General features: G+C 57.8%; 17 protein-coding genes. 9 read left to right on the plus strand and 8 right to left on the minus strand.

What is annotated here, in order from left to right:
- Positions 1 to 153 precede the first annotated feature (153 nt).
- From ACTQV4_RS09180 to ACTQV4_RS09190, 3 genes are all read left to right on the plus strand, one after another.
- Positions 154 to 1,338: a Cna B-type domain-containing protein gene (locus ACTQV4_RS09180; RefSeq protein ID WP_441569695.1), complete on the plus strand. Its 1,185-nt coding sequence runs from the start codon at positions 154 to 156 to the stop codon at positions 1,336 to 1,338.
- 143 nt (positions 1,339 to 1,481) lie between these two features.
- Positions 1,482 to 2,309, plus strand: a complete 828-nt coding sequence (locus tag ACTQV4_RS09185; protein ID WP_441541015.1) for a TipAS antibiotic-recognition domain-containing protein — start codon at positions 1,482 to 1,484, stop codon at positions 2,307 to 2,309.
- A 51-nt stretch (positions 2,310 to 2,360) separates the two neighbouring features.
- Complete coding sequence (locus ACTQV4_RS09190; RefSeq protein WP_154516949.1) at positions 2,361 to 2,606, plus strand: glutaredoxin family protein; 246 nt, start codon at positions 2,361 to 2,363, stop codon at positions 2,604 to 2,606.
- A gap of 256 nt (positions 2,607 to 2,862) precedes the next feature.
- Here the strand turns inward: ACTQV4_RS09190 and ACTQV4_RS09195 are convergent, their stop codons facing one another.
- Both ACTQV4_RS09195 and ACTQV4_RS09200 read right to left on the minus strand, forming a co-directional pair.
- The gene (locus ACTQV4_RS09195; protein WP_441541013.1) at positions 2,863 to 4,869 is read right to left on the minus strand and encodes an InlB B-repeat-containing protein; all 2,007 of its coding nucleotides are present in this window, start codon (positions 4,867 to 4,869) and stop codon (positions 2,863 to 2,865) included.
- A 250-nt stretch (positions 4,870 to 5,119) separates the two neighbouring features.
- Positions 5,120 to 6,052, minus strand: a complete 933-nt coding sequence (locus ACTQV4_RS09200) for a tRNA dihydrouridine synthase (protein WP_441569696.1) — start codon at positions 6,050 to 6,052, stop codon at positions 5,120 to 5,122.
- Between the two features lie 371 nt (positions 6,053 to 6,423).
- Here ACTQV4_RS09200 and ACTQV4_RS09205 point away from each other — a divergent pair, with 371 nt between their 5' ends.
- On the plus strand, positions 6,424 to 7,248 hold the full coding sequence (locus ACTQV4_RS09205; RefSeq protein WP_441569697.1) for a hypothetical protein: 825 nt from the start codon (positions 6,424 to 6,426) through the stop codon (positions 7,246 to 7,248).
- Between the two features lie 273 nt (positions 7,249 to 7,521).
- Here ACTQV4_RS09205 and ACTQV4_RS09210 read toward each other — a convergent pair whose 3' ends face one another.
- Together ACTQV4_RS09210 and ACTQV4_RS09215 are read right to left on the minus strand one after the other, a co-directional pair.
- The gene (locus ACTQV4_RS09210; RefSeq protein ID WP_441569698.1) at positions 7,522 to 10,776 is read right to left on the minus strand and encodes an ABC transporter ATP-binding protein/permease; all 3,255 of its coding nucleotides are present in this window, start codon (positions 10,774 to 10,776) and stop codon (positions 7,522 to 7,524) included.
- 210 nt (positions 10,777 to 10,986) lie between these two features.
- Complete coding sequence (locus ACTQV4_RS09215) at positions 10,987 to 11,157, minus strand: hypothetical protein (protein WP_195838573.1); 171 nt, start codon at positions 11,155 to 11,157, stop codon at positions 10,987 to 10,989.
- A 159-nt stretch (positions 11,158 to 11,316) separates the two neighbouring features.
- Here ACTQV4_RS09215 and ACTQV4_RS09220 point away from each other — a divergent pair, with 159 nt between their 5' ends.
- Together ACTQV4_RS09220 and ACTQV4_RS09225 are read left to right on the plus strand one after the other, a co-directional pair.
- On the plus strand, positions 11,317 to 11,904 hold the full coding sequence (locus tag ACTQV4_RS09220; protein WP_441541005.1) for a hypothetical protein: 588 nt from the start codon (positions 11,317 to 11,319) through the stop codon (positions 11,902 to 11,904).
- 126 nt (positions 11,905 to 12,030) lie between these two features.
- Positions 12,031 to 12,927 carry a tetratricopeptide repeat protein gene (locus tag ACTQV4_RS09225; RefSeq protein ID WP_441541003.1) on the plus strand — a complete coding sequence of 299 codons (897 nt, stop codon included), beginning with the start codon at positions 12,031 to 12,033 and terminating at the stop codon, positions 12,925 to 12,927.
- Between the two features lie 68 nt (positions 12,928 to 12,995).
- Here ACTQV4_RS09225 and ACTQV4_RS09230 read toward each other — a convergent pair whose 3' ends face one another.
- Together ACTQV4_RS09230 and ACTQV4_RS09235 are read right to left on the minus strand one after the other, a co-directional pair.
- Positions 12,996 to 13,328, minus strand: coding sequence for a hypothetical protein (locus ACTQV4_RS09230; RefSeq protein WP_427719385.1), 333 nt, complete (start codon positions 13,326 to 13,328; stop codon positions 12,996 to 12,998).
- A 29-nt stretch (positions 13,329 to 13,357) separates the two neighbouring features.
- Positions 13,358 to 13,507: a 4Fe-4S binding protein gene (locus tag ACTQV4_RS09235; RefSeq protein ID WP_427719404.1), complete on the minus strand. Its 150-nt coding sequence runs from the start codon at positions 13,505 to 13,507 to the stop codon at positions 13,358 to 13,360.
- A gap of 271 nt (positions 13,508 to 13,778) precedes the next feature.
- Between ACTQV4_RS09235 and ACTQV4_RS09240 the strand changes: the two genes are divergently transcribed.
- Positions 13,779 to 14,132, plus strand: a complete 354-nt coding sequence (locus ACTQV4_RS09240) for a response regulator transcription factor (protein ID WP_441569699.1) — start codon at positions 13,779 to 13,781, stop codon at positions 14,130 to 14,132.
- A 59-nt stretch (positions 14,133 to 14,191) separates the two neighbouring features.
- Positions 14,192 to 14,665, plus strand: coding sequence for a flavodoxin family protein (locus tag ACTQV4_RS09245; protein WP_441540999.1), 474 nt, complete (start codon positions 14,192 to 14,194; stop codon positions 14,663 to 14,665).
- A gap of 102 nt (positions 14,666 to 14,767) precedes the next feature.
- Here ACTQV4_RS09245 and ACTQV4_RS09250 read toward each other — a convergent pair whose 3' ends face one another.
- Together ACTQV4_RS09250 and guaA are read right to left on the minus strand one after the other, a co-directional pair.
- The gene (locus tag ACTQV4_RS09250; protein WP_441569700.1) at positions 14,768 to 15,388 is read right to left on the minus strand and encodes a DUF5714 domain-containing protein; all 621 of its coding nucleotides are present in this window, start codon (positions 15,386 to 15,388) and stop codon (positions 14,768 to 14,770) included.
- A 279-nt stretch (positions 15,389 to 15,667) separates the two neighbouring features.
- Positions 15,668 to 16,648, minus strand: coding sequence for a glutamine-hydrolyzing GMP synthase (guaA, locus tag ACTQV4_RS09255; protein WP_427794284.1), 981 nt, complete (start codon positions 16,646 to 16,648; stop codon positions 15,668 to 15,670).
- Positions 16,649 to 16,975: 327 nt separating this feature from the next.
- Between guaA and ACTQV4_RS09260 the strand changes: the two genes are divergently transcribed.
- Positions 16,976 to 17,950 carry a helix-turn-helix domain-containing protein gene (locus ACTQV4_RS09260; protein ID WP_441563535.1) on the plus strand — a complete coding sequence of 325 codons (975 nt, stop codon included), beginning with the start codon at positions 16,976 to 16,978 and terminating at the stop codon, positions 17,948 to 17,950.
- Positions 17,951 to 18,042 lie beyond the last annotated feature (92 nt).

Consider the following 18,042-nt stretch of genomic DNA (forward strand, 5'->3'; position numbering starts at 1 on the left):
ATCCGGAGGCGCCCGATCGGCGGCCCCTCGGGGCTTGCCCGTATCGTAGGCAATGCGCCGAATGCTCGCCATCGAAATTTATCGGTGGCCCACTTCAGACTGTAATGGGGAACACAAGTGAAGCACAGCCATATCAGATTTGTTGCTTTAGCGGTGGCCTTCGTTGCCGCCGTCGTCCTCGCGCTGCCGGCGACCGCATTGGCCGGCCAGGCCGGTCAGTTCACGGCCTCCGCACCACAGTCCGTTTCCTATAACGGCCAGGAGCACCACTTCAAGAGCACCGTCAAGAACGAGAAGGGCGAGGAGCTCGTTGAGGGCGAGGACTTCGTCCGCCAGTACTACTACACAGACCAGCGCAGCTGGAATCCCTCGAGCGAGACCGAGTGGAAGAATTCCGACAAAGGAATGACTGCCGCCGGCTTCGTGTGGGAGAACATTCACGGCATCGGCGAGTACAAGGACTACGCCGACAACTCAATTCGCCACAGCGTCTGGACGCAGTATCAGCTCAAAGTCCCGAACGTGACCATGCAGGAGGGCGAGGAAAAGCCCTCCCTCGCCGCCGACCTCAACGTGCTGAGCGGCAACCCCAACAACCCCCTCAACCTTTCCGACTTCATCCTCAGCTGCGATGCCGCCGAGAAGGCCAACTACGCGCCCGGTGAGTACGACATCACCGTCGCGACCGACCCTGAGAAGATTCCTGCGCCCTACACCAGCAACACCGCCAAAAACCGCACGGGCATCGGCAGCTTCGACTACGAGGGCTACCACTACTATCAGCTCGTCGGCGACGATACCAGCGGCTTTGTTCAGGTCCAAGTCGTCCCCGGCACGCTCACCATCACCCCCGCTTACACCCAAGTAAACGTAACTGTCGCTTGGAAGGACTCCTCCAACAAGGACGGTATCCGCCCGAGCGCCGAGGACTTCGCCAAGTACCTCACGCTCACCGCTGACGGCGAGCCCACTGACGCGCAGGCCGTCATTGTGGAGAACGGCGACACCTACAACGTCGTCTTCGACAACGTCCGCAAGTACGCCTATGACGAGAACGGTGTCCGCCACGAGATCGCCTACCAGGTGACCCAGGCGAACATCGACGGCTACACCACGGACAACGCGACCGTTGGCAACGAGGGAACAATCACGAACACCCACGAGATTGCTGCCGCCCCCGCCGAGAAGCCCTCGACCGAGAAGCCCGCTGCAAAGAAGACCTCTCGCAAGGCTCTTCCCCAGACCGGCGACCAGAGCGCGAACGCCCTCGCCATCGTCGCACTCGGCGCGACCGCCCTCGGCGCCGCCGTTGTCATGAAGAAGCGCAACGAGCTCTAGGCCGCGCTCTTCTTGCCATTGAATGGAGCCCCGTCGGATATTCCGGCGGGGCTTTTCGTTATGCGCAACCAACGATTGCTTGGCAGCCCGCGTACCCGCGGCCATACTTTAACCAGCGAACAAACCCGCAGGAAGGAGTCGTCATGGCATTTGCAGACAAGCTCGTCGCCATCCGCCGCGCGCACAATCTCACGCAGGAAGGCCTCGCCGCCAAGCTCTTCGTCACACGCCAAGCCGTCAGCCGTTGGGAACGCGGCGAAGTCACCCCGGGCATCGACATGATGAAGCTCATTGCCGCCGTAACCGGAGAACCGCTGTCCCACCTGCTCGAAATGCCCGAGCACTATTGCCAGAGCTGCGGCATGATACTCACACCCGACGACTGCGGCACCGATGCTGTGGGCGCCATGACCGACCATTACTGCAAGTGGTGCTACGACCACGGCAAGTACACCTACGACACCACCATGGAGGCGATGATCGAGGATTGTGCCCCGCGGCTGGCGCAAAACACCGGCATGTCGCTCGACGAAGCCGTCTCGCTCATGGGCGCCGTCCTGCCGCAACTGGAGCGCTGGCGCTCCGTGCAAGAAAACGAGGAGCGCTACGGTGCCGAGGCGCGGGCGCGCTATGGCGACGAGGCGATCGACGCAGCAAACGAAGCACTGCTGGACATGGACCCCGAGACATGGAACGACATGAAGGAACTTGAACGCGCTATTCTGGGTCAGCTTTCGATTGCCATGGGCGACGGCGATGCGGATGGAAGCGAGGCCCGCAAACTTGTCGCGATGCACCGTCGATGGATTGGCCTTAACTGGGGGCACAAGCCCCAAGACGAAGCATACCTGGGCCTCGCCCACGGCTATCTTGCTGACCAGCGCTTTATCGACTACTACGACAAGCCCTGCGGCACCGGAGCCACGGCGTTTCTGGTACAGGCCATCGAGTCGTCGTCAGCTCATGCATAGACCGCGGCGGCTTTGGGTATTTCAATCAAAACCTCAACCGATTGGAGACTTATGGCTACTAATCATGAGCTCACGCTGTACGTTATGACCGGCTGCCCGTATTGCATGAAGGTCAAGCGTTTCCTTGCCGATAACGGTGTGACCATCCCTGAGCGCAACATCTCGACCGACCCCGATGCCGAGCAGACGCTCATCGCCGTCGGCGGAAAACGCCAGGTTCCCTGTCTGTTCATCGACGGCAAACCACTCTACGAATCGAGCGACATCATCGCATGGGTACAGGAGAACCTGCTCTAGCGTGCGCATCCCGTCCGTCCAAGGCCCCAACCCATACGGCCAAACATGTACGCCAGTATCCAAAGTCGACACTTTTCGACATCTTTGGATGCTGGCGTACAGCTTTTTGCATGGGCCCGGCACAGGTGATCCGTTTTCTCCGCCCCGAGGGTCAAACGAAAGGGCGTGGGTGGCTCGCTCTAGCCACCCACGCCCTAAATTGAACAAATGCGCTTAGCGATGTAGCTCACCGTAAGCGTGACCTGCCAACCATCAACTACCTATTGGAATTGGCCCTGCGACGAATCGCCTCACCAAAGCCGAGCACCGCAGTGCCAACACCGGCGAGGGCGGCAGTCATCACGGCGCTGCTTTTATCACCGGTCGAAGGGAGTGACTTGGTGCTCTTGGTGCTCTTGGTCTTCTTGGCAATCTCCGTCTTGGGTTTTTCACTCGGCTGAACGGGCTTCTTCGTCCACTTGCCGTAGAGCGTCATCGAACCCGTCAGCGAATCGCCGTCGTTCCACAGGACCGTGCAGCCCTCGTCGGTATACCAACCATCGAACGTCCAACCATCGACAGCCTTCTGCTCCTTGGCGGCATACGCAGAGCCAACCTCAAGGCCCTCATCGGCATCGGGCAACTTTGCCTTCTCGGGGGCTTCGCCGACATACTGGTAGCTGACGCTTACGAGGCCGTGGGCAGCCTTGAATGCAACAGGGGCTTCTTTTGCCTCGTAAGTACCAGGTTGAGCAGCCTCTACATATTTGGCCTCGCCATGGGCGGACCAGCGAGAGTCCTTCCCGTCAACATACCAGCCGTCAATCGTGTGGTCGCAGTCATCAAGGATCCAGCCAGTGCCAACATTGCCAAAATCAGTGTCGCCAGCACTGGTGCTGTAGATGTCATCGCCGGCGTTCGCGGCGTGGTTGTTGTAGATAACAACCGACGAGTCGAGCCTCATAGTGCCCACGTTATAGACGCCGCCGCCCATGTCGGCACCAATGCCGTCCTTGTTGCAGGCGCCAGTGCCGTTATTGGTAATGGTCGCAGAGCCAATGGTCAGGTTGCAAACATCTTGCTCAGTGTAGATACCAGAGCCCGCATTATTTTTGATGGTGACGTTTGCGCCCTTCTCAATCACGCTTGTGTATTGTTTGTTGCCCTGGAAGAAAATGCCGCCGTTCTTCGCGGCGGGTCCCTTTGTACCGTTGCCCTCGACGTCAACCAGGCAAGAAGAATCAACGTTAAGCACGCGAGTCCAGATGCCACTGTACCCGTTGTCATTCGCATAGAGCTTCGAGCCCTTGCTCATGTCGATGCGCCAAGCGGAAATACCCCAGGTGCCGCTGTTATCGAACGTGACTTCGGAGCCGTTCTTGATGGTGTAGTACGTGCCGTTCGAGCCGTTGCCCTTGCTGTTAAGAACCTTGACCGTCGACGAATCGATAGTGGCATAGAACGTGCCCGTAAAGCCAGAGCGGTTGTGGTCGGAGATATAGGTGGAACCACCTTCAATATTCACGTTGTAGCCACCGTCACCACCATCCCACTCAAGAGCGTCCTGGCTGTAGTTCTTAATGGTGAGATTAGAGCCATTCTTCAAGTTTAGCTTGTTGTTGCTGCAGAAATAGATGGCATGCACATTGCTGGCGGTACCGGTACCGTCCATGGTAAGCGTAGCGCCATCGAGCGTGAGCGAGGCATCCTTGCTCGCGCACACAGACATCCAATTCCACTCGGCGGTATACGGAGTGGAGCCGATGCCGGTCATGGTCACGTTGACGTTCTTGAACGTCAGAGCCTTACCCCAAAGGGCAATGCCCTTCTTCTGGGTGAACTTCAGCGCGTGGCCATTGCCGTCGATGGTGAGGTCCTTGTGCAAATCAAGGCCCGAAGTCTCGGCATCGCCAAGGAGCTTGATGGTCGCGCCGTTCGTGTTTTTGGCAGCAGCGAGCGCTTCATCAAAGGTCGCGTACGGGGTCCCATTAAACTCTGCGACAGAAGCACCGTTCCTTGCGCCCGCAGAAGCACTTGCGTCAACAGGAGCCGAGGAGGGAGCGGTCGCAGCAGATTCGGCAGAAGAGGCGACAGGCGTGCCAGATTCGTTCGCAGACGCGGCATCGACTTGGGGCTTGGCAACCGTGCTCACCGAAGACGCCTCAACGGCAGGCTCGGAAACAGAAGCAAAACCGCCATCCGCAAAAGCCTGAGGCGCAAGAAAGCAGAGGGATGTCATAAGCCCTGCTGTTACCGCAAGAACGGCATGGGAGCGTTTTTTCATGGAATGCCTTTCCTTTCGTATCGAGCCCGGCAGAATGCCGGCACAACTATCTTACATCGCTATTCTTATGGCTTAAGCGAAATACGCTTCAGGTTTATAGCTCAAGTATTATCACATTGTAAATATTTTAAATAGTCATAGCATCATCACATTTTGGCAAGTTTCTTGCACAACTTTTGGTGCCAGTCCCAAGCCTCTGGGAGTTGGCACCAACAAGACGATTTGCTTCCTTCGTCCCCCTACAGATCAGTTATCCGTGGAAACGAGCGGTAGGCGCGAGCGGCTGCTCGCGGAAAACGCGGTCGACGGCGGCGCGGTATTCGTCGACCTTTTTAGTCTTGCGTACGAGTTTGTGAACGGTAGCAGGATCGGCGAAGGCGCATTTAGCGTAGAACCACCACTCCTTCATGCGAAAGACCGCGTTGCCGCCAATCTCTTCTGCATATGCCGCAAACAGCGTGTCGTGGAAGCGCTGCAGTTCGGCTGCCGTGGCAGCAGGACCGCCCTTGACCATGCGAGCCAGCGCGGGGTTCGCAAGCAAGCCACGCCCCAGCATCACATGGCGTGTACCGGGATAGGCCTCCACCAGCGCCTCCATGTCCTCAAGATCAAAAATATCGCCGTTGTATGCCACCGGAAACGGCGCCAGCTCCAGCGTCTCGCCATAAAACTCTTTGCGCGGCGAGCCCGTATAGCGATCCTTCTGTATGCGCGGATGCACGATCAGTTCTGCCAGCGGCATGCGACAGTACAGATCGAGCACGCGCTCGTATTCGTCGTCGCTCTCCAGCCCCAGCCTGGTTTTTACCGATACCGGCAACGGCGAGCGCTCGCACACATCACGCAAGAACACCTCGAGCTCATCGAGGTTGCGCAAAAAGCCCGATCCTTTGCCCTTGGCAACAACCGTCCCCGAGGGGCAGCCAAGGTTGAGATTGACCTCGCGGTAGCCCATGTCGGCGAGCACCTGCGCCGCCCACACAAACTCGTCCGCGTTCTTAGACATCAGCTGAGGCACTACGTTGAGCCCCTGGTTGTTGGCAGGATCGATCTCCTTAAACGCCTTGCCGCCAAAGCGGTTTCCCACCCGCGGCGGCGGCAAAAACGGCGTGTAATAGCAATCGAGCGCGCCAAAGCACTCCGCATGCACGCGACGGAACACATGCCCGGTAATCCCCTCCATGGGGGCCAACGATAGAATCATCAACATCTACTCTCAAATCAATGCGGCAAAGGAACCGCCCCTTTGTCACATGCATTATGCCTTGTCCCCGAGGCGGCCCACAAGGCGGAGGCGGTTGCTTGACACCAACCAGCCCTCCGACCATCCCTGTGCAACGAAGGTGAATGGCGCCCACAAACAGCAAGCAGGGCCGCCCCACAGCAGCTCCCTCACTCGCCACTTTTTCCTTGTCCAAAAGAGGACGTTCGCGATCAAGCGATCACCAACAGCAAGCTGTTGACCGCCATGTCTGAACAACAGACACCCTCCGCTCATCTATACTCAAGAGTGTGTGCGCATCGCCCTCGAAAAACGATGAGAGTCGAGGCCCCATGCAGCTGCTCACCGAGCAAGAAAAGAAACGCATCCAGCGGTACTGCACATACCCCAAAATCGCAGCGACCGCACTCGTCATGTCGTTCGTAGCATGCCTGTTGATGTTGCCGCACCAAATGATCAACGATGTCGCGTTCCACCAAAAGGAATTCCAATCCGCGGGCATATATACCGCCATTGCACTCACCGCAATCGAACTCGTCATCTTTTGCTATTGCGCTCTTGCGCCGCGCTTTGGAATGCAGGGCAAACAGTGGAAGGAGCTGCAGAGCAGGCTTGCGGTAGCCCAAACCAACAAAGACCGCTCCGCGGAGGTCGCCGGCGTGCTCGCCGCGCAAGATGCCTTGGAGCCCGCGTGCAAACGCGTCGCGGCAGACGACCCATACGAGTCGTATCACGACTACGGCTACCGCATTACCGGCTATCTGCTTGATAATGACCTCGGCGCTCAAGCAGCCTATGTCTACCTTTCTTTCGATGCAGATGGCATGCTCACGGACGTCGATTACACCAGTCAGATCGACCCCGAGGCAAGCCTTGCAGACAACCTCGCCTGCAGCGAGCAGGATATCGCGACACTCTGCGCCCCGCTCAACGGGTTAGACATTTCCGTTGCCACACCGGGCCTCCTCACGCCATGCAGCCTGTCGGATGAATTTAAACAGGCATTTTTAGCCGGATCCCTATATGAAGAAATCAGCATCAAGACGGAGGACGAATCTATCAAGTCGTACTACACCTTTGACACCGAGCCCAAAGAAGAGTTCGACAAGTACACCCATCCGGAAATTAGCCTCATGCTCTCCGCAAAGGAGGACTAGCAACTTACGCTCTAATTGACGCTCGCAAACGCCGTCTATATCTCAAGGTCTAATACTTTTCCCGAGAAGTGAACGGCTATATTTGGACCCCCGAAGCATCGACATTTTTAGACGCCAAACCCGCAGGATTTGGCTGGCAAAACCGCAGGAAACCGCCTTCAATAAGTGTCGATGCTTCGGGGGTCCATTTTGACTCGTTCACTTCTCGGGAAAAGTATTAGACCTCGATTTACATGTCACTCAATGTGACAAAGGGACAGTCCCTTTGTCACATTATTCGGAGCGCAGGGCTTCCACGGGGTCTTTCTTGGATGCACTGCGGGCCGGCAGCAGGCCGGCAACGACCGTCAGCAGCACCGAAATTGCAATGAGCGCCAGCGCATCCTGCACGGGCAAGCTCATCAGATTGGGTACCTGTTTGGCAGCAAGCGCCCAGGCATTAACCGGAAAACTCACGGCCACCACAACGACAATGGCAAAGACGCCGGCAATGAGGCCCTCGATAAAGGTCTCGGCGTTGAACACGTTTGCCACGTTGCGCTTCGACGCACCGATCGCGCGTAGGATGCCAATCTCCTTTTTGCGCTCCAGCACGCTGATGTAGGTGATGATGCCGATCATGATGGAGCTCACGACCAGGCTGATGCTCACGAACGCGATGAGCACCAAGCTGATGGTATTCACGATATCAGTCACCGAGCCCATGATGATGCCCATGTAGTCGGTGTACGAGATTGCCTGCTCGTCGTGGCCGGCGGCTTTGACCTGCTTGTTGTACGCATCGATATGGTCGAGTACGCGCTCCTTGGCCTCAAAGTCGCGCGGGAAAATCTTGACCGAGATGGGATCCGCTTCATCCGCGTAGCCCAACGTGGTCAGATTGTTGTCGTAGGTGAGCTTCGACGCCTTGGCATAGCTCATCATGAGCGAGCTCAGGTCCTCGGCGTCCATGTTGAAGTGGATGGCACGAGCAAAGGCGCTCGCATCCACGCGCATGGCGCTCGCCAGGTTGGCAAAACTCGAAGATATCTGCGTCACCATCTGGTCCATGAGCCCTGCCGCGCCGGCCTTGAGCTGGGTCGACACGGTCGTTGCCACCTGCTCGCTGATCGCCTTCATCACCTGATCCATAGCCTGCTGCAGATACGGAGCCAACTGATTTTGGACATAGTCGGTCATCGCCTGTTGCAGGCGCTCGGCCAGGGCATCGCCGCCGAGCGCCTTGAGCTGCGCCAGGCACTGCTGCGCCACAACATCGTTCTCGAGATACGCCGAGAATGCGGCAGCAAGCTTTGACGCGTCTTTGAGATCTTCGGGTGACAGCGCCCTAAACTGATCAGACTGCAAAAAGCCCTCAAATAGTTGGTTGGCAAGCGTTCCCACCTGTTGCATTTGCTCGGGCGTGAGCTCCAGACCGTCAAAGATGCCCGAAAAATCGGGGGTCGGCGCTTTGGCCATGATGTCGCTTAAGTCGATGTCTTTGCCAACGCCCGAAAGATCAATATCCAGGCCCGACAAATCGATGCCCGAAAGATCCATGCCACCGGCAGAACCCGAGAGTGCAGACGCATCGAACGAGAACGCGCTCTTGAGCGCTGCCTCGTCCACGCTGAACATACTGCCCAGATCCACGCCTTGCCTGGCCTCGCCTTGCAGTTCGTCGAAGGTTTTGCCCGTAAAGACATCCGTCTCGGGGTGGGCAAGTTGCTCTTGCACGATCTGCGAATTGGCGGCGCGCTCCATAAGCTGGCGAGTCAACGCATGCGTATAGGCAATGCCCGGAGATAACGCGCTCGCATTGGCCGTCTCGTTAGGTCGCACCACGCCCACAATGTGCACGTCAATACCGTCGGCAACCTTGGCCGTCATAAAGTCGGCGTCGCCAGACATGTCAGTCCACATGCCGGTCTCTTCGTTTTTGCGATAAGCATCGGCCGGCGACAACACCTTAAACGTCGTGGACAGCGCATCGTCGTAAGTAAAGTCGGCGCCGCTCTCAGGCGTCTCAATCTTACCGTCGGCGGCCATGGCACTGTTCACCAGGTCGTTGAGCTCATCGATATCCAGCGCACCGATGCTGTAAAGCGTATAGTCGCCCACCGTTCCACGGCTCGAAAGCACCATTACGGCTTCGTGAGCAGACGTAGGCCAATGGCCGGCGACGACATCGTACTGGCTGTCGAGCAGACTCTGATCGTCGATCATCTCGTTAAAGACCGAGGTTCCCATGGAGTCCATGCTCACCGTTGCCGCCGAGCTCGCACCACCGCTCATGGCCTCGGTCATAGCGTTGGGCACCAGCCGGACAGGCTTCTCATCGCCCTTGCCGGCACGATAGATAACCGGCGTCACGCCGTAACCGTACTGGATGGCGTTGACCTCTTTGTCGATACCGTCGCCGCCGCCGTCAAGCCATGCCTTAAAGCTCGTCATATCGTTGGACTTAACACTTGCGAACATATCCTTTACGGCCGTGACCACGGGAATCTTTTTGGTTCCCTGAGCCTTACCGTCGGTGCCGTCGTCGGACGAACCCTCGTTCTTGGACGTATCGTCATCCGTGGCCCCCTGTTCGCCCATCATGGACGACAGGTCGTAATCCTGCTTGGAAATGGTAAGCGGGTAGCTCGAAAGCGTATCCTCCTCGACCTTTTTGATGTAGCCGTTTACGCCATTGGACAGCGCCAAAATCGCCGCGATGCCAATAATGCCAATCGAGCCCGCAAAGGCCGTCATGGCCGTACGGCCCTTCTTGGTCATAAGGTTTCGGGCAGAAAGCCCCAGCGCCGTCACAAAGCTCATCGAGGTTTTGCGCGTAGGCTTGGCCTCGCGGCGCGTGGCGTCAGCGACATCGAAAGGATCAGAATCGTCGGTAATCTTGCCGTCCGCCAGGTTGACGATGCGCGTGGCGTACTCGTACGCCAGATCGGGATTATGCGTGACCATGATAACCAGACGGTCGCGCGCGACGTCCTTGAGCAAGTCCATGACCTGCACGGACGTTGTGGAATCCAAGGCGCCGGTCGGCTCGTCTGCCAGCACAATCTCGGGATCATTAATCAGGGCGCGGGCGATGGCCACGCGCTGCATCTGTCCACCCGAAAGCTGACTCGGGCGCTTGTTCACGTGCTCGCCCAGACCAACGGCCTCGAGCGCCTTGCGCGCACGCTGGCGGCGCTCGGCGTGCCCCACGCCCGTGAGCGCAAGCGCCAGCTCCACGTTTTCCAAAATGGTCTGATGTGGAATGAGGTTATAGCTTTGGAACACAAAGCCGATGCGGTTGTTGCGATAGGCATCCCAATCGCGATCGTGAAAGTCCTTGGTCGAAATACCGTCGATCAGCAGGTCACCCGAGTCAAAGTGGTCGAGTCCGCCGATAACGTTGAGCATCGTGGTCTTACCCGAACCCGAGGGCCCCAGAATGGCCACGAACTCGTTATCCCGAAAAGACAGGCTCACGCTGTCGAGCGCCACCTGCGTAAACGACTGCGTAACATACCTTTTGCAAATTCCTTTGAGCTCCAGCATGGACGGCAACCTCTCCTGCGCAGGCACCTTGCCCGCTCTCCCCCGCCGTTCGTATTCGACGCGTTTGTCCTACTCTATCCCCATTTTTTACCGGCGCAAGTGAGGAATGTAACGAAGCGCGCCAAAAAACGAGCAGGACGGCACATCGCGTGACGTACCATCCCGCGCATACCGCCGATAATGTGACAAAGGAACTGTCACTTTGTCACATTAGTCAATTGTGAGTGCATCCCCTGGAGCGATATCCGAAACCTCGCTGCCCAGCGCCAGCACGCCGTGCCAGCCTTCCTGTAAGCCACCTTTCTCGAGGATAAGATCCGAGCTGTCGATCGTACTGACGGCGGGCAGTGGTTTGCCAAGAATCGCGTTGGAAACATCCACCACTTCAAGAGTCCCGTGGCGGCGCGGTTGATGAGAACCTTTGCCGAATGGCGCAAGCCGCCGTGATAATCAAAAAGATGTCCACACGGATTGATATGCTCGCCGATAAAGAGCAGCCATGCCGCAATCTTCTCCGCGGCAACAATACGGAAGGCGACCATGAACGATTGCGGCCAAACAGGCACGCCTAAGGACAGCGCCAGTGCGAAGGATTATAAAAGTGCCCTCGATTACATGCTGTCCGGGCTGAATACCTATGTACGAGACACCGATCTTTCACCTCAGGTCGCCGCGCTCTACAAGCCCGGCACAATCTTTCGCAGCAAGAACCCCGCTGACATATCGTCCCACATTGGCGGCATGAGCACATCGCATCGTCTTCTCATCCTGTTGAACCGCATCATCGATCTAACCGAATTGGAGCAAGACGCCGATCGAGGACACTGTGCGACCCCGTCGGAGTCTCGTTTTTTAGTGCTCGATGCGTACGAATACCACGGAAAGACACAAATTACGCTGCTGCATCTTTTGGACGACGAACGCTGGCGTTACTTTATCGATGCGGTGCCGGCAGCACCCGAACTTGAAATTGATGCCATACGCATCAATTTCAGTGCCGTATGCGAACAGCAGCCCATCAGCGATTTAGCATCCGAAGAATGGCTCGATTGTTGCTCAGACCCCATCGGCGTAAACCCCCAGGGAGAACTGTATTCACCCGAGCCTAAGCCTGCGGAGGCACTTTGACCCGTCTTTGTGGGTGAGCTTGAAAAGCGGTAAGCGCTCTGACCTGCCGTACAGCGAAATGGAAATTCCGCGGTCTCCATCACTTGATACGATACAAAACAGTAGACAATCCGAAAGGAGCAAACGATGGACCTTAATCCCAACAACGCATATGGAGTCGAAAAGGAAGACGTTGCGCGCATGGCAGAACTTGCCGGCATGGAGTTTGTCGACCATGGCGAGGACGAATACAACGAGGGTTTTCCTTCCGAAGATCTTATCTATGGGCCCGAGCAGGAAAAAGACCTCCTCGCCGAGATGGCAAACGTTGCATTCTCCACGCCTGGCGATGATTATGCCCAGTATATCTGCGAAAACAGAGAGCGCATCTACCGTGCGGCCCGTATGTCTTCAGCAGTTAGGGAAATGCTCGTCTTGGGCTACAGGCTGGGAGTTTCGTCCGGCAGCGGAGCCTGTATGAACGATTTAGGCGCCCTCTACTATATGGGAGACCTTGTTGAGCAGGACTACGCCAAGGCCGCGGAACTCTACGAAATGGCGGCCGACGCAGGTTGCTTCCAGAGCATCATCAACCTCGGCTATATCTACGAGTACGGAAGGACTGGCAAGCCCGACCATGCCAAAGCCTATCAGTGGTATTCGCTTGCCGCAGCGCTTGCGCCCTCCAGCGAGGCGGTGTACAAACTCGGCGACATGTTCAGCCGCGGTCGCGCCGTGCCGCAAGATAGGTCAAAAGCATACCGCCTGTACGAACGCAGTCTTGAGCTTGCCCGCGACGATGCAGAGTTCGCCCAGCCCGCCATTCGCATAGCCTCTATGCTCATTGACCCCGACGCCCCCTCTTGTGGCATCGACCGTAATCCCCTGCGCGCGTTGGCGCTCTATCAACGCGCCGAAATCGGTCTGCGCATCGACATCGCCAATGGCATGACATATTACGCCAAGCGTCTCCGCGAGGCCATCGAAGGTCAGGAGAAGGCTCGTGAGCTCGTCGAGATGGACAATTTTGTGATTGACCGCTAAGTGCCACTTTCGCGCGTCTTATCAACATCAATGATCTGATCCTGCCATGGAGTCCCTCCATGGCAGGATCAGATGTTTACCTTGGCGCCGTCGATGGTCTTGAGCAGGAAATCGCCGTAATTGCTGCCGTCCTCAATCATCGGCATATCTTTATTGGCGGCAAGAAACACCTTTTCCCACAGTGCGCTATCGCTCGAAAGGATATCGTTCTCCTTTTGCATGAGCTTCGCATACAGCTCGGCGGCCTCGTCGGCATTGGTCGGCTCCTGCGCGATGAGCTCCGCGATCTTAGGATCGGAGCTCGTAGATTCGCTCGCGTTGCCACCGGGCGCCGAACATGCCACAAGACACAAGGCCAGCACCGGCACCATAAACAAGGCCGCAATCTTAGAAAGCTTCATGGTCATTCCTCCGTTTTGTCGAAGCTTGTTTACTTTTTATCGGCGGTCAGAGGGAGCTTTGCTGCCGACGCATCCAGGCCATAGCGATAGCTGATGGCATCGACGGGACAGGCCCCGATGCACTTTCCGCACCGGATACATTCGGCATGATTGGACGCGCGGACCACATCGACGTCCATCTGACAAACCTTTGAACACTTGCCGCACGAGACACATTTGCATGCGTCAACCCGAATCCCCAGTAGGGACACCTTATTCATGAGCGCATAGAATGCGCCGAGTGAACAAATCCATTTGCAGAAGGGGCGGTAGAACAAAACGCTCTGCTCTACCACGGCAATGAGAACGACAAGTTTCCAGATAAAGAGCCACCCCAGCGCAGATCAAATACCGGCGTTGGCAATGGCCAGCGGAATGGCGCCCTCGAGCACACCCTACGGACAGACGTATTTGCCCGACTGCGAGACCAAGGTACTGATTCTGTCCGCGCGTGGTGAAGTATCCGTTAAAGTCTCCGGACTCGATGCCGGCGCCAACGATTGCCTCACCGAGCCGTTTCATCTGGACGAGCTTGCGGCAAGGATCCGCAGCCTTACCCTCAGACGCTTTACACAAAGCGACATAGTTTTAACCTGCGGAAAGCTCAGCTTTGACACCAAGGCGCGCATCGCTTCCGTGGACAGTGAGGCTCTATCTCTTACGCGCAAGGAAACGGGAATCATGGAATACCTGATGCTTAATCAGGGGCGTCCGGTAAGCCAAGAGGAGCTTATCGAGCACGTTGCGCGGGAATGTGACGAATAACTGCCCCTTTCGCGCACACAAAAGCAAGGGGCCCATGCGCACAGAACCAACGCCATGCCGTGCGCGCGGTGCTGCCCGGTATGAGGGCCCGCCGCTCCGGCCATGTGTTCAACGTGAGCAGCTTGGGCGCTTACAACGTCGGACCGCTCTCGGGCGTGTACTGTGCCACCAAGCGCGCGGTAAAGGCGATATCCGAGACGCTCGACCAGGAGCTCGTGGTGGGTACGCCGGTCTACTTTGCAGGAGCAAACGGCGCGTTGCTCGCGCTGCTCGACCGCGCGTTTTACGCCGCGAGCGTGCACGGAAGACGGTTCGCCGGCAAGCCGGCATGCGCGGTGACGACGCTTTGGCGGGTGGGGTCCACCTCAACACTCGATGAACTGAACCGCTGCTTTACATTCAGTGGCATGCCAGTGGCCTCGTCGACCTACTGGAACATGATGTTTAACAGCGGCGACAACCCCTTTGGCGAGGACATGCTGCGCCAGCTCGGGGAAAACATGGCCCATCTGGTGAGGACGACAAGGGTCTAATGACCCGATAATCCCATCTACATTTGATTAACTTAGCGGACGCCTACTCGACAGCGGGCGTCCGTTGCATATGGGCGCCAACTTGTGGCGCCGCAAGGTCGGTCATTCTGGCTTCGTCGCTTGTGCCTTCAATCTCTCCTCAGCGCTCAGCATCGCAGGATGATACGGACACTTTTCGCCCATGCACACTGTATTGGCCGCATAGCTATCGCAGGCTGGCGTCTTCTCCCATGCTTTAAGCTGTGGTCCGCCGAGCGCGTTAAAAAACGAAACGGCCTCACGAATCGCCACGCGCGCGTCTCGCTTGCAGCACCGCGGACTTCCCGAGCGCGCGATGGCGGCGAGCAGCTCCGAAACCATAAGCTGTCCCTCCTGCCAGCCTTCACTACGCAGCGGCGCATTGCCGCGCACGATTGCATATGCCATGCCCGCAGACGCAGCTGCCCCGCACATGCCCCAGCGGGCACACGTTGCCCCCGGCACGCAATCCGAACGAGACATCAAATCGGCAAGATCGTCTTTGAGCATCGCATCTCGCTCCCCAGATGCTTCGGCGTTGCGCCAGCACGCAAGCAGCACCGCGCCCACAATAAAATGGTGGATGGGGCCAAAATCCACGCAGCGCTCATCTGCCATAGCCTCTTCCAAAAGAGCCGCGGGCGCCACCGACACACTGGCCATGAGCATCTCAACAATCCAGCCTGTTTGTTCGTCTTTTGCCATGCGGCATCCTCCTCTAAAACAAATTGTGCGCACACTCCATTATGGCCTTCTTCTGCCCAGCGCGCTCAATGCGAAACAACCTGCTTCGCTCGTGCCGCCAACAAGCCCTGCTAGTTCTCGTCGCAAACCAGCCCTGCTCAGGGGCAACACCAGAGGCGATGGCAAGCACGATGGACAGTGGCAACACCACGACGGCAGCTCTTTTCGAAAAAGAAGGCCCCGCGCAATCGCGCGAGGCCTCCCCATTCATGGAACTATGATCAAAGCAGCCCAAAAAGCTTACTCCCACTCAACGGTGCCGACGGGCTTGGGCGTGAGGTCGTAGCACACACGGCAGATGCCGGGAACCTCGGCTGTGACGCGAGCGGTAATACGCTTGAGCAGTGCCCAGTCGAGCTCAGGCACCTCGGCGGTCATCACGTCGACGGTGTTGATGCAGCGGATGATGCAGGGCCAGTCGTAGGCGCGCTTGCCCTCGCGCACGCCGGTGGCACGGAAGTCGGGCACCACGGCGAAGTACTGCCAGATGGTCAGACCTGCCTTGTCGATCTCCTCGCGCACGATGGCGTCGGCTTCGCGCAGCGCCTCAAGACGGTCGCGGGTGATGGCACCAAGGCAGCGGACGCCCAGGCCGGGACCGGGGAACGGCTGACGCTCGACCATGTTCTCGGGCAGACCGAGCTCGCGGCCCACGACGCGGACCTCGTCCTTGTACAGCAGCTTGACGGGCTCGCAAAGCTCAAACTGCAGGTCCTCGGGCAGGCCACCCACGTTGTGGTGGGCCTTCACGCCATCCTGGGACTCCAGGATGTCGGGGTAGATGGTGCCCTGGGCGAGGAAGCTGACCTCGTCGCCAACCTTGCGGGCCTCCTCCTCGAACACGCGAATGAACTCGGCGCCGATGATTTTGCGCTTGGCCTCGGGCTCCTCGACGTCCACGAGCTTATCCAAGAAGCGATCGGTCGCGTCCACATAGACCAGGTTGGCGTCCATCTGGTTCTTGAAGACGTCGACGACTTGCTCGCTCTCGCCCTTACGCATCAGGCCGTGGTTCACGTGCACGCAGATAAGCTGCTTGCCGATGGCCTTGATGAGTAGGGCCGCGACAACCGAACTGTCGACACCACCGGAAAGGGCCAGCAGGACCTTCTTGTCGCCGATCTGCTCGCGGATTGCAGCGACCTGCTCATCGATGAACACCTGGGCAAGTTCGGAAGTGGTGATACGCACCATGTCGTCGGGACGCTTGTTGGAATCCATGCAAAGCTCCTTTTCGGTTCGATGGGAATGCGTCACACGTATGCAGACGCACCGTCATATGACCTCATTATATGCAGAACAAGATGTGTTTCCCATCGCTGCGACAAAGCTTTTTGCAGGGGTGGCAATTTTTCCTATTGTCGAGCTCAGCTAGGCTTCGGTAGCCACCTTGGCAGCATCGCCAATAGACTCTTCCTTTATACGTTCTGCGTAATCGTATGCCATACCCGCAAATTCCAGTCCCGAGTAACAGGAGTACAATTGCTGCTATTGTTGCCAGCTGTTGGGAGATGGAAGATGGACTGCGATGGCTACCCTTGCGTTCCCATGCCGTTGATGTGCACCGCCTTTGTGCCGGGGCAGATTGACGCTGCGGTTGCAGGCATTTCCGACCCCGATTCGCGCGCCATTGCCACGGCAGAAGCGCTGTACTTTCGCGGACAGGCCACCCTCGCTGCCAAGACGGCGCGCCCCTATCTTGACGCCACCGACCCCGCACTGCGCTATTCCGCATGCTTTATCTGCGGATACGCCAGTCTGTCGCTCAACCGTATCGCCGATGCCCGCCGGTGCCTTACTGGCATCCTCGATACGCCGGCCGACGAGGAATCGCCTGCCGTCCACGCCATGCATATCCTGTTCGCCTCGGCCGCGAGCGTCCTGCTGCACTTGCCTTCCCCGTATTCCGCCGAAGAGTTTTATCCGCTTGCGGCGCATTTACCCGAAGGCCTGCGCCTGTTCGCCAGCTACGTGATGGCGCACGCCTTGTATCTGCGCGGCGAATACGGCCGCAGCCTGGGCATGGTGGAAAATGCCCTGATCATGAAACAGGGAAGCTATCCCATCTCGGAACTGTTCCTGCACCTGGCGGCTTCCATGGCATGCATGAGCCTCAAGGACATCGACGCCGCAAAGGCACATTTCGGAGCCGCTTGGGACATTGCGCGCCCCGACGGCCTCATCGAGCTCATTGGCGAGCACCACGGCCTTTTACAGGGGCTCATCGAGGCGTGCCTAAAAGCGCAATACCCTGACGATTTCGCACGCATCATCGAGATTACGTATCGATTCAGCTACGGCTGGCGGCGCATCCACAACCCCGATTCGGGCGAGGACGTGGCCGACGATTTAACGACCACGGAGTTCACCATGGCCATGCTCGCCTGCCGCGGATGGACCAACGCCGAAATCGCACGCCACATGGAAGTATCGCCGGGCACTGTTAAAAACCGCCTATCAGGAGTGTATGCCAAGCTTGGTATCGGAACTCGCGCCGAGCTGGTCGCGCATATGTTGCGTTAGCGACCGGGCTGCCAAGCGCATCGAACGCGTTCCGGAACCCGGTGCTTCGCTCGATCAATTTGGACATTTTGACCCTTGAACGGCACTACCGC

It is taken from the genome of Collinsella sp. LCP19S3_B11 (assembly GCF_052121915.1).
GTDB lineage: Bacteria > Actinomycetota > Coriobacteriia > Coriobacteriales > Coriobacteriaceae > Collinsella.